Genomic DNA, 14,490 nt, shown 5'->3' with positions numbered 1-14,490 from the left:
CAAATTTTCTCACCTAATATTAAGAATCAACAACAAAGATGATGACTTCTCACTCTCTAACCGATCTCGCCCAACAAACCCGTCAAGCCGCCCAAAAATTAGCGGTTGTTTCTACAGAAGCAAAAAATCAGGCCATTGAAGCCATAGCCGAAGCCTTAGAAGCGGCTACTGCGGATATTATCGCCGCCAACAAAACCGACTGTCAGCAAGCAGAAATTGATGCCATTCCTAAACCATTATATCATCGGTTGAAGATGGATGCAACGAAGCTAAAAAGTGCAATAACGGGTTTAAGAAATGTGGGAAAATTACCCGATCCTGTTGGTAATATTCAAATTCATAGAGAACTAGATGAAGGATTAATTCTCAAACGAGTCACTTGTCCGTTAGGGGTTTTAGGGGTGGTTTTTGAAGCCCGTCCTGATGCGGTAATTCAAATTTCAGCTTTAGCAATAAAATCGGGAAATGGTGTGATTTTAAAAGGCGGAAAAGAAGCAACAAATACCTGTCAGGTGTTGGTAAAAGCCATTCAAGCCGGACTCGCTAAAACGGCTATTCATCCGAATGCAGTTCAACTGTTAACAACTAGAGAAGAAATTATCGAACTGTTGAAACTCGATGAATATGTTGACTTAATTATTCCCAGAGGTTCCAACGCTTTTGTGAGATTTATTCAGGAAAATACCCGAATTCCCGTGTTGGGTCACGCCGACGGAATTTGTCATTTTTACATCGATAAATTAGCGGAACTTGAGAAAGCGGTTAACATCACTGTTGACGCCAAAACAAATTATCCCGCAGCCTGTAACGCCGTCGAAACGCTGTTAGTTCATGCTGATATTGCAGCCGAATTTCTGCCTAAAGTTGTGGGGAAATTACAACAGCATAACGTTGAATTGCGGGGCGATGAACGCACTCAAAATATTACCCCAATGAAAGCGGCTACAGCCGAAGATTGGTCTACAGAATATTGCGATTTAATCTTATCCATTAAAATTGTAGACTCCTTAGAAGATGCAATTACTCATATCAACACCTACGGTTCTAAACATACGGAAGCCATTGTAACGGAAGACGCAGAAACCGCCCAAACATTCCTTGATTTTGTTGATGCTGCGGGCGTTTTTCACAACTGTTCAACTCGGTTTGCCGATGGTTTTCGCTATGGGTTTGGGGCGGAAGTTGGTATTAGCACTCAACAAATGCCTCCGCGTGGGCCAGTGGGTTTAGAAGGGTTAGTTACCTATAAGTATAAAGTTGTCGGAAATGGTCATATTGCAGCGACTTATTCCGGCGAAAATGCCAAACCTTTTACCCATAAAGACATCTAATTTTATTTACCTCCTCTGCCCTCAAATTTAGCCTCTGCCCCCCTCCGCCCCCCAAATTTGGGGGGAACTTTATTGACCTCAACCCAACCTACTACTTTTTCGGAGGGAAGCAAGCTTTTACAAAAAATAATTTATGGCTCTTTTATCAAGTTTATTTCTAGCTATTAAAAGCTTCGTTGGGTTTCGCTCTGCTACTCAGTTAATCAATTTTCTCCCAAGTCTTGATTCGCTCAACCCAACCTACAGGTTAACTATTAAAAGCTTAGTTGGGTTTCGCTCTGCTACGGAGTTAATCAATTTTCTCCCAAGTGTTGATTCGCTCAACCCAACCTACAGGTTAACTCGCTTCAGTAAATTTACGCAATTTTTGAGTCGGAAAAAAACATTAAAAATCCGTAAATCAACGGATTCGCTGAACCCGATTTTGCGCTTATAATCCTGATTATAAAGGATTGAATACGCAACAAACTGAGGACACAACATCTATGATTTTTATTATCCCGATTGTGTTGGGAGCGGTTGCTCTTGGTGCTGCGGCTTTTGGCGTAGGATCAGGTGTATCAGGCGTTTCTAATATGCAGGAAGCGGAGAAAATTGGCAAGAATGCAGAAAAACGGTATGAAAAAGCTAAAGAACGTGCAGAACAGGAATGGAAAATAACTGAACAGCTTGCAGAAGAATATGGTCAACTGCAAATTGACGTTAAAATCCGCACAATTGCTCGGTTTATTGCTTTTATTGAACGCAATGGTCAAAAAGGTTCCCAAGACAAACGATTTTTTGAAGGTTTTAAGGGCTTTTCTACTGAAGATAGCAAGGCATACGCACAAGGTTCACAAGCTCAAGGAACCGCAGGTTTCAATACAGGAGGTTTCAATACAGTAGGAGCCGGAGCAGCAGCAGCAGCAGCAGCCGGAGCCGCCGCAGGTCAGGGAACATTAACAATGGTAGGACTTTTTGGTACTGCGAGTACCGGAACTGCTATTTCTGGACTCAGTGGCGCTGCGGCTTGGAACGCAACCTTAGCCTGGTTGGGGGGTGGTTCTCTGGCTGTAGGTGGAGGGGGAATGGCTCTCGGTACAGTAGTCCTGGGAGGGATTATGGCTGGCCCTGCTTTAGCAGTTGTAGGATTTGTATTAACAGGTGAAGGTGAAAAAGCCCTCACAAATGCGCGGGAATATGAGTCTAAAGCTAACGCTGAAATTGCCAAAATGGAAGCGGCTCAGGACTTGCTAAAACAGGTACAAAAACGAGTGATTGAGTTGAAAAAATTGGTTGAAAATTTGAATAACCGTGCTGTTTTAGCCTTGAATGAACTAGAATCTAAACCCTTTGATCGTGACCGAGATGCTGGCAAGTTTCAGCAACTAGCATTATTGATCAAAGCGATGTCGGAAATTATGAAAACCCCAATTTTAGATAGTGAGGGGAACTTGAATCCGGCGACGGAAAATTTTCGCGAAAAATATGGTTGTCTTTAAGGAGTATAAACATGGGTACTAAGGTAAATCATGTAGATGTTCTTAACGGTTTTACAGATCCGCTTGAATGTGTGCGTGAAGTTGTGACAGCTTGCACAGACTATCTAAAAATTGCTGAGGAGGAACGCACCAAAAGACAGGAAATCAAAGCCTGGGAAAAAACAACCATCGCTCAAATTAACGCCCAACGGGATTTCTTGATTAAATATTTAGACCATTCGTTTGATGAACGGGCTAACAATTTTCGTCTACTGTTTAATGTGGTGGATAAAGCTATTGATAACGGTGATAACGAACAATTAGCTTTGGCTTTACATTCAATCACTGAATTGGCAAAGTCTAGCCCGTTTAAAGATTTAGCCAATTTAACTTCGGTGAAAGCAGCTTTGAACGATCCGAATCACGAATGGACGTTTTAAGGTAATAATCAGCAGTAGGATGGGTATTGCTCATCCTACAAAACTTTGAATCTTGATTATCAAGGATTGATCACGCAACAAACAGAGGACACAACATCTATGATTTTTATTATCCCGATTGTTTTGGGAGCGGCGGCTGTTGGTAGTGCGGCTCTGGGTGTGGGAAAGGGTGTATCAGGCATTTCTAAAAAGCAGAAAGCCGATAAAATTGTCAAGAATGCACAACAACGACACGATGTAGCGAGAGAACGTGCGGAACAGGAATGGAAAACAACTGAACAGCTTGCAGAAGAATATGTTCAACTTCAATTTGACGTTAAAAGCCGCACAATTGGTCGGTTTATTGCTTTTATTGAACGGAATGGTCAAAAAGCTTCCCAAAACAAACGATTTTTAGAAGATTTAGAAGGCTTTTCTATTGAAGACATAAAGAAGTACAAAGTAGAAGCTTACAAAAAAGTGACGGGAGGCGTCAAAGCAGCAGGAGTCGGAGGAATGGCTATCGGCACAGCAGTATCGGGAGGAATTTTAGCTGGCCCTGCTTTAGCAGTCATAGGATTTGTATTAGCAAGTGAAGGCAAGAAAAAACTTACAAAAACGCGAGAATATGAGTCTAAAATTGATGTTGATATCGCCAAAATTGAAGAAGCTCAGGAGTATATAAAAAAGGTACAAAAACAAATAAAAGAGTTTAAAAATTTGTTGGAACCTTTGAACAACCGTGCTGTTTTAGCCTTGAAAGAACTAGAATCTAAACCCTTTGATCGTGACCGAGATGCTGCCAAGTTTCAAAAACTAGGATTGTTGGTGAAAGCGATGTTAGAAATTATGAAAACTCCAGTTTTAGATAATCAAGGACATCCAAATCCCATCATTAAAAATCTGCGCGAAAAATATGGTTATCTTTAAGGAGTATAAGCAGGGGTACTCAGGTCAATCATGCGGCTTTGAACGATCCGAATCACGAATGGACGTTTTAAGGTAGTAATCAGTAGTAGGATGGGTATTGCTCATCCTACAAACTTTTTGATGATATATTAGATAATAAATTTATTTTTTTGTTAAGCAAGTTGCTATAAGTTATAAACAGAATCATGCCGGATTTATATGTGATTGGAGGTGCAAACGGTTCGGGAAAAACGACCGCATCTTTGCAAATACTCCCGAATATTCTGGGAGTGCTTGAATATGTCAACGCCGATGAAATTGCTGCGGGTCTTTCTCCTTTTAATCCGGAATCTGTGGTGATTCAAGCCGGACGATTAATGTTAGAAAGACTGGAAACCTTAGTTAACGCTGAAATTGATTTTGCTTTTGAAACTACCCTAGCAACTCGCAGTTTTGTCCGTTTTTTGAGAAAATGTAAAAGTAAAGGGTACAGAATAAACTTAATTTACTTTTGGTTACAAAGTCCCGAATTGGCGATCGCACGGGTACGCAGACGGGTAGAAAGTGGTGGTCACAATATCCCAGAAGACACCATTCGCCGTCGCTATCAACGGGGACGAAAAAACCTCACTGATTTGTATTTGCCTTTATGCGATCGCTGGATTGTTTATGATAATTCTAGCCCTAATTTACAAATTATCGCCGAACGTCCTTTCAATCAAGAAGCGATTATTTATCAACCTCAATTTTGGACACAAATCACAACTAATAACGATGAATAAACCCATTCCTGATAAATTATCTACCCAAATTGACGCCGGGGTAAAACAAGCGATCGCAAACGCTATCGAAAGACATCGCAAACTGGGGGAATCAATTAGTATTTGGAAAGATGGAAAAGTCGTCACTTTAACCCCCGATCAAATCCCCCCTTCAATCATTGATCCCCAAAAAGATTAAAACTTCTGTCTAATTATTGAGATGATTTGCCCGACAAGTAGCCAAGCAGATTGGTTTACTCATTAAACTCACTGTAACACATAAAATCAACCCCAAGAAATTAGGAGAACGTTTGAAGGTAAAATCAGCCATATCAATTATTTGGTTAAAATCCCAAACGGATCTGACTAAGTATACTCTATTTATTTTAAATCTGAAACTCGCTGTTCCTTCCTTTAATCTTAACTGGGCAACTAATTTTGTTAACCTCTCCCAGTAGGTTAGGTTGAGGAACGAAACCCAACATCATACCCAATTCAGTTTACAGCTTGTCCCTTTTTCGGAGGGAAGCAAGCTTTTACAAAAAATAATTTATGGCTCTTTTATCAAGTTTATTTCTAGCGATTAAAAGCTTCGTTGGGTTTCGCTCTGCTACTCAGTTAATCAATTTTATCCCAAGTCTTGATTCGCTCAACCCAACCTACAGGTTAACTCACTTTTATCAAGTTTATTTCTAGCTATTAAAAGCTTCGTTGGGTTTCGCTCTGCTACTCAGTTAATCAATTTTATCCCAAGTCTTGATTCGCTCAACCCAACCTACAGGTTAACTCACTTCAGTAAATTTACGCAATTGACGAGACTTAAAAACCACATCATATTGCCGAATTAAATACATCTCTAAATCAGAAATATCCCAAGCTTTTTGCTGAATCAACCACTTAATTGTTTCTTTCCTTTAACCTGGACTTCAATATCCTCTTTTTCCTTTATATGCAGATTTTAACGCTTCTAGTCCCCCAGATGTATAGGCTGTAGACCATTTGCTAATAAACCCTAATGACAGTGATAAGATTTGCTTGATTTTTTCATACCGATATTTTTTGAACACCAATTTTACCGCCAATGCTCTCTTCAGTTCTTGAGCTTTTGGATTGCCTTTAATAAACTCTTCAAGAATCTTTATGGAATCTTCGACTTCTTGAGAATCTATCGTCATCATTTTTACCCCTTGGCTGATTTTATGATATTATTTTACCAGGCGGCTGTTTTTTTCATCAATTATTTAGAATCGCTCTATAATGAAAACCATTGCTAACTATCACGTTATCGATCCCACAAATATTGGAGATTTACTATCTTCTCCCTTAAATTACTTTGAGTTTCCCGGGTATGAAGTCAGCAAGATCGATATTCGGACTCTAGATGAAGCTCTGGCTCAAGATGATGATCAATTTCAATTAACGCATCACGCAATTCTGGGTGGGGGTGGGTTAATGTTTGAGCGATTTATCAATCATTTTAAACGTCTACAAGCGCGTAAAAATGGTTATCGTTTAATTCTTTGGGGAGCCGGACAGCAAATTTATCAAGTTGATCGTTCTGTTCAGTTTAATTATACTCCTTATTTAGAACAGTTTGATTGTGTTGGCGTTCGAGATTTTGAGTCAGGATATGATTGGGTTCCTTGTGTAAGCTGTATGCACGAAGCGTTTGATCGCCAATATTCCATTCAACATGAGTTTGTAGTTTTTTCTCACAAAAAATTTCAAATTACCATAGATAAATTTCCTCGGAAAACGAATGAGTCTCAGAACTTCGAGGAAATTATTAGTTTTTTGGCATCAGGTGAAACCATTCTGACAAGTTCTTTTCATGGAGCATACTGGGGAACACTACTGGGTCGAAAAGTTTTAGCATTTCCGTTTACCAGCAAGTTTTTTACGCTTAAGCACCCCGTCGCACTCTATCCAGTAGAAAAATGGCGACAACCTCAACGACGTTTTCAACTCTTTGGAAAAACACTGTATCAGCAGTTCGATCAAACTAAATTTTTGTGCAGTACAGAGGACTGGCGATCGCATCTAGATCTTTGCCAATCTTATCCTAATAGTTTAGAAGAGTGTCGCGATCGCAACCGTTGGTTTTACAATAAGGTTATGAATACTCTCTAATTCCCTTGCGAGAATTTATGAGTTGTTGAGTATGATAAGATAACGACAATGTTCCTAGAATTGACTAAACTCGATTAACAAGTTTCCGATCACCCTCTGCTTCCCAAATTTTAATTTTTATGAAGCCTAAAACGACTGCGGGAAAGTTAAAAATTTCTATCCTTTCACCCACATTGTCGAAAGGGGGTTTAGATCGAGCCTATATCTTGGGTCAAGCTCTGCAAACGCTCAATTATGATGTTGCTATTTTGGGATGTTTATTCACTGAGCGAATTTATCCGCTTCCACCTCCCAATTTACCCGTAGACTCAGTGCCAGGAGGAATTTACCCCCAACTGTTTATTTCTGCTCAACAATTGTTAAATAAAATTGATGGCGATATTGTCCTGGCTGTTAAACCCAAACCGACGAGCTTTGGTGTGGCTTTACTGAAAAAAGTATTAACTCGAAAGCCTGTTATACTTGACATTGATGATTGGGAATTAAGCTGGTGTGGCGGAGAAAACTGGAGATATCGTCCACCCTCGCTCAAGCAGTTTTATCGGGATGTCTTTAAAAAAGACGGTCAATTGAGACAGTCAGATCATCCGATTTATCTGCAATGGATGGAACGTTTGGTGTCCCGTGCTGATGCCATTACGGTTGATACAGAGTTCTTGAAAAAGCGGTTTGGTGGGGTTTATCTTCCCAATGGCAAAGACACCGAGATGTTTAATCCCCAACAATACGACCCCGAAATCAGTCGAGAACGCTATGGGTTAAGAGGATATCGAGTTTTGATGTTTCCCGGCGCTCCGCGACCTCACAAGGGCGTTGAAGATGTGTTAATGGCCTTGGATCTATTAAATGAACCCGATCTACGACTGGTGATTGTTGGAGGAAGTCCCTATGATGATTATGATCAACAACTCATGGAAAAATGGGGGGAGTGGATGATTAAATTACCGCCTTGTCCCGTTGAGAAGATGCCGGAAGTTGTGGCTGCGGCTCATGTGGTAGTTGTTCCTCAACGAGATACCGTCACCGCTCAAGCCCAGTTTCCCCTTAAACTAACGGATGGGATGGCAATGGCTAAACCAGTTTTATCGACCTGTGTTGGAGATATTCCCGAAATTTTAGGGGATACGGGTTATGTTGTCAAGCCCAACTCCCCCCAACAGCTTGCGGAAAGTATTCGCCAGATTTTTTCAAACTGGGAAGACGCACAAATAAAAGGGAGTCAGGCTAGACAAAAATGTGTGGAGAACTATAGCTTAGAAGCAATGGCTGTGATTCTATCAAAAGTGATTGCAGGTTTATCGGTTTGAGTGGGGTTCTCGGTTAATGTTTTTCCGTCAAGGATGGTCGTTTTATGTCTTCTAATCTCCCGTTTCTCTTCAAGCGTGCTAGGCGTTATCCACTCAAGATTTTTCTGACGGTTCTCCTCGGGTTTTCAGGAGCAATTTTTAATGGGATTAGTACCACGTTAATTGTTCCAGTTGTTCTCACGTTTTTGGGTCAAGAACAGCAATTATCGGCTGATGCAGCCATTCTGAAAGTTTTGCTGTCCCCCTTTGAAAATATTCCAGAAAGCTATCGACTGGGGGTAATGGCAGCCAGCATTATTTTGGCAGTTGCCTTGAAAAATTTAACGAATTATATTGGCGGTTTGGTTTCGGGTTCGCTCGGACGCAGTTTAGTGTCTGACATGAGAGAAGATGGAATAAAACTTTTACTAGAAGTTGATTTAGATTATTACTCAAAAACCAGAGTCGGAGATATTCTGAATCGCTTGTCAGGAGAAATTGGCAGAACATCCAGTGCGGTGAGTATTATTATTCAAATTTTAACGTTATCGATTACAATTTTAGTTTATCTAATTATTTTAATTTCTATCTCTTGGGAACTCACCCTCGCCTCAACCTTCTTAGTGGGAATTGTTGTTTTATCGAATCAGTTGTTTATTAGACGATCAAAAGTTTTAGGAGAAAAACTAACAGAAGTCACTCGAGCTTATTCGATTGCAACTTTAGAAGCATTAGGCGGAATACGACTGGTTAAATCAGTCGCCAGTGAAGATCGAGAATATAAACGCTTGCAGAAGTTAATTATTGATCGAGAGAGAGTCAGCTTTCAAAATCAAATTAATGAGTCGGCAATTGCGCCGATTAATGAAATTACCAGTATGATTGTAATTCTCTTAATTGTTGTCCTCGGACGCCTATTTTTTGCCGAGCGAATTGATAGTTTATCAACGGTTATTTTGACTTATTTATTCATTTTATTTAGAACTCTACCCCTCCTTTCTAACTTAAATGGCGCTCGCAGTCGTTTTGCGAATGCTTATGCAGGGGTGGAAATTGTTAAAGATTTCCTCAACCGCAAAAATAAACCGATTATGAGTCGGGGAACGATTCAATTTACAAGCTTACAAGAGGGAATTCGTTTTGAGCAGATTTCCTTTGGTTATCCGGGGCAGGATAGCCTCGTTCTTAAGGAAATTAGTGTCTTTGTTCCGAAAGGGACAACCCTGGCTTTAGTGGGCGGTTCAGGTGCCGGAAAATCAACTTTAGCAGATCTGGTTCCGAGATTTTACGATCCAACTCAAGGTAGAATTAGCATTGATGGTCAAGACTTGCGAGAGTTTGATTTACAAAGTCTCAGACAAGCGATGGGAATTGTCAGTCAAGATACCTTCCTCTTTAATACTTCCGTTCGGGATAATATTGCCTATGCTAAACCCGATGCGACAAATGAAGAAGTCATTCAAGCCGCCGAACGAGCTAATGCTTATGAATTTATTGCTCAATTACCTGACGGATTTCATACAAAAATCGGCGATCGCGGTTTATTATTATCTGGAGGTCAACGTCAACGGATTTCAATTGCCAGAGCGCTCTTAAAAAATCCAGAAATTTTAATTTTAGATGAAGCAACTTCTGCTTTAGATACGGTTTCAGAGCGATTAGTTCAAGAAGCCATTGATGAACTGAGTCGCGATCGCACAACCATTGTAATTGCTCACCGTCTTTCTACTGTTCAAAAAGCTGATCAAATTGCAGTGTTAGAGAAAGGACGATTAGTAGAACTCGGAACCCACGATGAACTTCTCGCAAAAGGAGGTCAATATGCTAAATTGTATACGATGCAATTTGCCGATGAAGCTGAACGTGATCAAGCCATTATTAGAAGTTCCTATGACGTTCGTTCTCGTCTCAATCCCATGATTGGTTTCCTACAGTTATTATCAGATGATTTAATTGATGATCCAGACGAACGTTCTGAATTGATTAATGAGTCTTATCGGTCTGCAACTCATATTCTAGAAAGTTTGGAATTTATAGAAGACAGTGTTAAACTGCGGATGAATCGCAACATCTCATCAACTTAAAAGCCCACATGATTCAATGTTTAGACAGGTAAAACATGAACCCTAAAACTGTTGGTATGATTACCAGTTATCCCGGAGCAAATCAAAGTGATTGGTTGTGGCAACAAACCCCTGAGAGCTTTGGAAAATGGGGTAATATTATCATCCGAGCTAATGCTCCTCAGCCGGATTTTCTGCTCCTCTATCAGTTTGATTTTCCCCGCAAATCAACCCCCAAAAAAAAGATATCTCTGCGAGAACGTCTTCGTCAACTGCGTCAACCTAAACCACCCGAACCCAATCTTCAAGAAAAATTTCGGGGTGTTCCTAAAGAACGAATGATTTATCTACTAAGAGAACCTCCTCTTGAGGAAATATTAGAAATTAATCAACATAACTATCAGCAAGCTCAACTGTATTGTGATTATGTTTCAGGGCCGGATAAGTTGGCTCCCGTTCCTGATTATATGCCTGCCATTTGGTATCATGGTAACTCTTTTAGAGAACTCAATGAGATGGCATCCCCTGAAAAAATTAGAACCTGTTCTTGGATTACATCCGGCGTTAATCGTTCTCAAAATCATCAAAGAAGACTCAATTTTTTAAAACAAATTGTCGAACAAAAGTTTGAGGTTGATATCTATGGTCGCAATTTACCAAGCTGGTCAAATGCTCAAGGTTCTCTCAATAATAAATGGTATGGTATGGCTCCATATTATTACAATCTATCGATTGAAAATTATGCCGAAAATGATTTATATGTCAGTGAAAAACTTTGGGATGCTTTATTAGCTTGGTGTTTACCCATTTATTATGGAGGGCCAGCCGCAGATAAACTTTTACCCCCCGGAAGTTTCTTGCGTTTACCGAGTATTGATGAAAAAGGAATTGCTTTTATTAAAGAAGTAATTTCTACCCCAGAACACTGGTATGCGGCGAAAGAGGCGATCGCAGAAGCTCGACAAATTATTCTACACAAGCTGAATTTAATGGCTTGGTTAGATGGCTACGTTAGTAAATTTTTATAGAAGCATTGATGCTCTAAATTTTCCTATGATTAATCGAACCTCAGACCGACTTTTAGAACTCGATGTTTTTCGAGGTTTAGCGGCATTAGGAGTGGTATTCTTTCATTATACCAGTCAATATAGTACCCTATTTCAACACTCACCTGAAGTTAAATATTATTTTGGGATGGGGCGACATGGGGTTGAGGTTTTCTTTCTTCTCAGTGGCTTTGTAATTCTGATTACATTAGAACGAACCAAAAGCTGTTGGGATTTTATCATTAAGCGGTTTGCTCGTCTTTATCCGGCCTATTGGGTGGCGATCGCCCTGACATTTATCATCGTGGCTATTGCTAAACTTCCAGGACAACAAGTGAGTCTATGGGAAGCTTTAGGTAACTTAACCATGCTACAAGAATTCTTCGGTATTCCTCATGTTGATCCGGTATATTGGACACTAAAAGTTGAGATTTTCTTCTATATTATTATGCTTGTTATCTTTCAACTCAGACTTCTAAAACACGTTGAAGCTGTGATGACAGGTTGGTTAGTTCTGGCTTTGTTTTATTCACTGAAAACGTATCTCGCACGTTGGGGTGTAGACGGAATTTTTTCTCCGGGTGTTGAGGAAACAACTAGCCTTTTTTTAAACTTTCCTGTCTTAGATTATAATGTAATACAGATGGGAATGACAGAAGGAACGGGTTCAATTCAAGGCATTCGAGATTTATTTAGAGAAGTTTTGATTATTAAATATGCTCATCTTTTCGTGGCTGGTTTAATTCTTTATCGCATTAAACAATATGGGTTTTCCCTGCGTCGAGGGTTTATTCTTCTGGTTTGTATTTTAGCTCAACGAGTCGCTTATTCTTGGGAAACGTCTTGGGAAACAACTGTTTATGTTGCAGTGTTTATCGGATTATTGTACTTAGCCATTCAAGGATATTTATCTTTTATCAATCTCAAACCTTTAATTTTTATCGGAACAGTTTCTTATACCATTTATCTGATTCATCAAAATCTTGGTTATGTGATTATTCGTCAGTTTTACCAATACAATATAAACCCAAACTTAAGCATTATTTTCGCAATATGCGTTTCGATCACCTTAGCAACATTGATCACCTTTTGGGTTGAACAACCTGCTAATGAATGGATTCGCAAGAAATATAAAGAATATCAAAGCAAAGCAGCAAAGATCGCATAACCGCCTAAAATTGTTAATCAATCTATTAGGAGACTAAAAAGATGACAAAGGGAATTTGTACACTCGGAAATGATGTCGTTTACGATCAACTGGTCGCTTTATTGAATAGTATTGAAGCGATTCTCGGCCCAGAGATGCCTGTTTGTATTCATCCTTTTGATGATCGCATGGAACGAGTGGCAGCAGAAATCGAAAAGCGACCCAATGTTTTCATTTACGATGATGCTGAATCCATTCAACGTTGGGATGAATTTATGTTAGCCGCAGCCCCCGAACGACTCAATCGCAAATTGCGACTCTATGGCGCCCATCGGCGTTTTTGTGGGTTTGATGGGCCTTTTGATCAGTTCATCTATATGGATGCAGATACACTGGTAATGAACTCTTTGGATGCCGTGTTTCAAAAACTAGATGAATATGATTGGATTGTTTATGATTTTCAGTTCCTTGATCCCACAAAAGTTTATAATTTACAATCTCCCAAACTTCTGAATGTCTTTGAAAAAGAGCGGATTGATTCAGAGATTTTTTGTTCGGGCTTTTATGGTGCTAAACGAGGCTTATTTAATCAAGAAGTTCGTGATTTTATATTATCAAACTTGCAAAATGGAGAATCTGACATCTTATATGATGGTGCGGGAGAACAGCCCTTATTGAATTATATGGTGATGCGTTCAGGCATTCCGAGTTATAATTTTGCCTATAGCTTACCAGAAGGTGAGAAAACAGGGTGTAGCGTTACTTCTAAACATTTCCAAGAACAAGATCACATTTTATATGACAAAGGAAATCGACTCACCTATTTACACTATATTGGAGTCAAACCTCAAACGATTGAAAGTGTGTGTCAAGGCGAAAATTTAGCCTTTCCCTACCGTGATTTATTCCTGTATTATCGCTATCTTCACGAACCCGAAAATCGTCCGGTTTTTACCAGTCCACCCCCGGAGCCGAAATCCAGTTCAAAACCTAATTTATTGAAACGAATTTTGAGAAAATTAAAATTAACCCAATGAGGATCAAACATCATGCGTGGAATTTATATTGTTGCCAATGATCGAGTGATGGAAAATGCGATTGCTTTACTCAATAGCATTCGCTGTTATAATAAAACTGTGCCTATTTTTCTGATACCGTTTAACGAAGACTATCATCAAGTTGCTGAAATTTTAGGTCGTTTACATGACGTTAAAGTTTTTCCTGATTTAGATTTTCTTGAACAGTTAACGCAACAAATCGGAGAAATTTTTGATCGAGATTTTCTTAAACTTCCCAACAAAATGCGAAAGCTAGCTGTTTGGTTTGGGCCGTTAGATGAATTTCTCTATATTGATACGGATATTGTTATTTTTGAGGATATTGTCGCGAATTTAGACTATCTTTCTGAGGTTGGTTTTTTCTGTTGTGACTATCATTTTTCCGGTCAAAAATTGCGGAATATTTTTTCACCATTTGTAGTCGAACAGAATATTTTCACCGAGAAAGAACTAGAGGATGTTTTTAATAGTGGGTTTTGGGCTTCTAAAAAAGGGATAATTAGCTTAGAACAACTCTATGCAACCTTGAAAGAATGTTCACAACATCGAGAATATTTTGATTTTAGTGAAGGTGTTACCGATCAACCTATCCTCAATTATTTGGTTCTCAAAAACATTCCCAAACGCGGAAATTTAGTTAAAATACCCGAAGGCGGGCCAGGAAGTTGGGCGGGTTCAACTCATTTTCAAGAAAAAGATCATATTCTTTATGATCACGGGAAACGTCTACAATATATTCATTGGGCGGGGACTCGAATGCAGCCCGGTTGTCCCTACTGGAATATTTGGGAACATTATCGCTATTTGCACGAAGGAAAACCCGCCTGGCAAAGAAAATTAAGCCGTTTCTTCCCTTTTTTAGCAACTCGGACTTAACATG

At 39.5% G+C, this 14,490-nt stretch carries 14 protein-coding genes; 13 read left to right on the top strand and 1 reads right to left on the bottom strand.

Features of this window, described 5'->3' with window-relative positions:
• Positions 1-38 precede the first annotated feature (38 nt).
• The 6 genes from VB836_RS16830 to VB836_RS16805 all read left to right on the top strand — a co-directional run bounded on the left by VB836_RS16830 (position 39) and on the right by VB836_RS16805 (position 5,079).
• Entirely contained in the window at positions 39-1,331 is a 1,293-nt protein-coding gene (locus VB836_RS16830) for a glutamate-5-semialdehyde dehydrogenase (RefSeq protein WP_407659687.1), read from the top strand.
• A gap of 485 nt (positions 1,332-1,816) precedes the next feature.
• Positions 1,817-2,812: a hypothetical protein gene (locus VB836_RS16825; protein ID WP_323220866.1), complete on the top strand. Its 996-nt coding sequence runs from the start codon at positions 1,817-1,819 to the stop codon at positions 2,810-2,812.
• Positions 2,813-2,823: 11 nt separating this feature from the next.
• Positions 2,824-3,231 carry a hypothetical protein gene (locus VB836_RS16820; protein ID WP_323220864.1) on the top strand — a complete coding sequence of 136 codons (408 nt, stop codon included), beginning with the start codon at positions 2,824-2,826 and terminating at the stop codon, positions 3,229-3,231.
• Between the two features lie 99 nt (positions 3,232-3,330).
• Positions 3,331-4,140 (top strand): hypothetical protein, encoded by an 810-nt coding sequence (locus VB836_RS16815; protein WP_323220862.1) that lies wholly within the window; start codon positions 3,331-3,333, stop codon positions 4,138-4,140.
• A 185-nt stretch (positions 4,141-4,325) separates the two neighbouring features.
• A complete protein-coding gene (locus VB836_RS16810; RefSeq protein ID WP_323220860.1) occupies positions 4,326-4,901 on the top strand; it encodes a zeta toxin family protein in 576 nt (191 codons plus the stop codon).
• A complete protein-coding gene (locus VB836_RS16805; protein ID WP_323220858.1) occupies positions 4,894-5,079 on the top strand; it encodes a hypothetical protein in 186 nt (61 codons plus the stop codon). The genes VB836_RS16810 and VB836_RS16805 overlap by 8 nt, the downstream gene beginning before the upstream one ends.
• Before the next feature lie 727 nt (positions 5,080-5,806).
• Here VB836_RS16805 and VB836_RS16800 read toward each other — a convergent pair.
• Positions 5,807-6,058 carry a helix-turn-helix domain-containing protein gene (locus VB836_RS16800; protein ID WP_323220856.1) on the bottom strand — a complete coding sequence of 84 codons (252 nt, stop codon included), beginning with the start codon at positions 6,056-6,058 and terminating at the stop codon, positions 5,807-5,809.
• Between the two features lie 79 nt (positions 6,059-6,137).
• Between VB836_RS16800 and VB836_RS16795 the strand changes: the two genes are divergently transcribed.
• The 7 genes from VB836_RS16795 (at position 6,138) to VB836_RS16765 (ending at position 14,486) form a co-directional block, all read left to right on the top strand.
• Complete coding sequence (locus VB836_RS16795; RefSeq protein WP_323220854.1) at positions 6,138-7,010, top strand: glycosyltransferase family protein; 873 nt, start codon at positions 6,138-6,140, stop codon at positions 7,008-7,010.
• 119 nt (positions 7,011-7,129) lie between these two features.
• Complete coding sequence (locus VB836_RS16790; protein WP_323220852.1) at positions 7,130-8,317, top strand: glycosyltransferase; 1,188 nt, start codon at positions 7,130-7,132, stop codon at positions 8,315-8,317.
• Positions 8,318-8,361: 44 nt separating this feature from the next.
• The gene (locus tag VB836_RS16785; RefSeq protein WP_323220850.1) at positions 8,362-10,380 is read left to right on the top strand and encodes an ABC transporter ATP-binding protein; all 2,019 of its coding nucleotides are present in this window, start codon (positions 8,362-8,364) and stop codon (positions 10,378-10,380) included.
• A 35-nt stretch (positions 10,381-10,415) separates the two neighbouring features.
• Positions 10,416-11,387 carry a glycosyltransferase family 10 domain-containing protein gene (locus VB836_RS16780; RefSeq protein WP_323220849.1) on the top strand — a complete coding sequence of 324 codons (972 nt, stop codon included), beginning with the start codon at positions 10,416-10,418 and terminating at the stop codon, positions 11,385-11,387.
• 25 nt (positions 11,388-11,412) lie between these two features.
• On the top strand, positions 11,413-12,573 hold the full coding sequence (locus VB836_RS16775; protein ID WP_323220846.1) for an acyltransferase family protein: 1,161 nt from the start codon (positions 11,413-11,415) through the stop codon (positions 12,571-12,573).
• Between the two features lie 41 nt (positions 12,574-12,614).
• Positions 12,615-13,589, top strand: a complete 975-nt coding sequence (locus VB836_RS16770) for an Npun_R2821/Npun_R2822 family protein (RefSeq protein ID WP_323220844.1) — start codon at positions 12,615-12,617, stop codon at positions 13,587-13,589.
• A 9-nt stretch (positions 13,590-13,598) separates the two neighbouring features.
• The gene (locus tag VB836_RS16765; protein ID WP_323220962.1) at positions 13,599-14,486 is read left to right on the top strand and encodes an Npun_R2821/Npun_R2822 family protein; all 888 of its coding nucleotides are present in this window, start codon (positions 13,599-13,601) and stop codon (positions 14,484-14,486) included.
• Positions 14,487-14,490: the final 4 nt, after the last annotated feature.

Source organism: Limnoraphis robusta BA-68 BA1 (assembly GCF_034932365.1).
Taxonomy (GTDB): Bacteria; Cyanobacteriota; Cyanobacteriia; order Cyanobacteriales; family Microcoleaceae; genus Capilliphycus; species Capilliphycus robustus.
Note: the sequence above shows the minus strand (reverse complement) of the source record. Positions and strands in the feature narration are given on the sequence as shown.

Bases quoted from the DNA above. Each gene is read 5' to 3' on its own strand.
- VB836_RS16770 (WP_323220844.1), top strand. From the start codon at position 12,615: ATGACAAAGGGAATTTGTACACTCGGAAATGATGTCGTTTACGATCAA.
- VB836_RS16810 (WP_323220860.1), top strand. From the start codon at position 4,326: ATGCCGGATTTATATGTGATTGGAGGTGCAAACGGTTCGGGAAAAACG.
- VB836_RS16830 (WP_407659687.1), top strand. From the start codon at position 39: ATGATGACTTCTCACTCTCTAACCGATCTCGCCCAACAAACCCGTCAA.
- VB836_RS16805 (WP_323220858.1), top strand. From the start codon at position 4,894: ATGAATAAACCCATTCCTGATAAATTATCTACCCAAATTGACGCCGGG.
- VB836_RS16790 (WP_323220852.1), top strand. From the start codon at position 7,130: ATGAAGCCTAAAACGACTGCGGGAAAGTTAAAAATTTCTATCCTTTCA.
- VB836_RS16795 (WP_323220854.1), top strand. From the start codon at position 6,138: ATGAAAACCATTGCTAACTATCACGTTATCGATCCCACAAATATTGGA.
- VB836_RS16780 (WP_323220849.1), top strand. From the start codon at position 10,416: ATGAACCCTAAAACTGTTGGTATGATTACCAGTTATCCCGGAGCAAAT.
- VB836_RS16825 (WP_323220866.1), top strand. From the start codon at position 1,817: ATGATTTTTATTATCCCGATTGTGTTGGGAGCGGTTGCTCTTGGTGCT.
- VB836_RS16800 (WP_323220856.1), bottom strand. From the start codon at position 6,058: ATGATGACGATAGATTCTCAAGAAGTCGAAGATTCCATAAAGATTCTT.
- VB836_RS16815 (WP_323220862.1), top strand. From the start codon at position 3,331: ATGATTTTTATTATCCCGATTGTTTTGGGAGCGGCGGCTGTTGGTAGT.
- VB836_RS16775 (WP_323220846.1), top strand. From the start codon at position 11,413: ATGATTAATCGAACCTCAGACCGACTTTTAGAACTCGATGTTTTTCGA.
- VB836_RS16820 (WP_323220864.1), top strand. From the start codon at position 2,824: ATGGGTACTAAGGTAAATCATGTAGATGTTCTTAACGGTTTTACAGAT.
- VB836_RS16785 (WP_323220850.1), top strand. From the start codon at position 8,362: ATGTCTTCTAATCTCCCGTTTCTCTTCAAGCGTGCTAGGCGTTATCCA.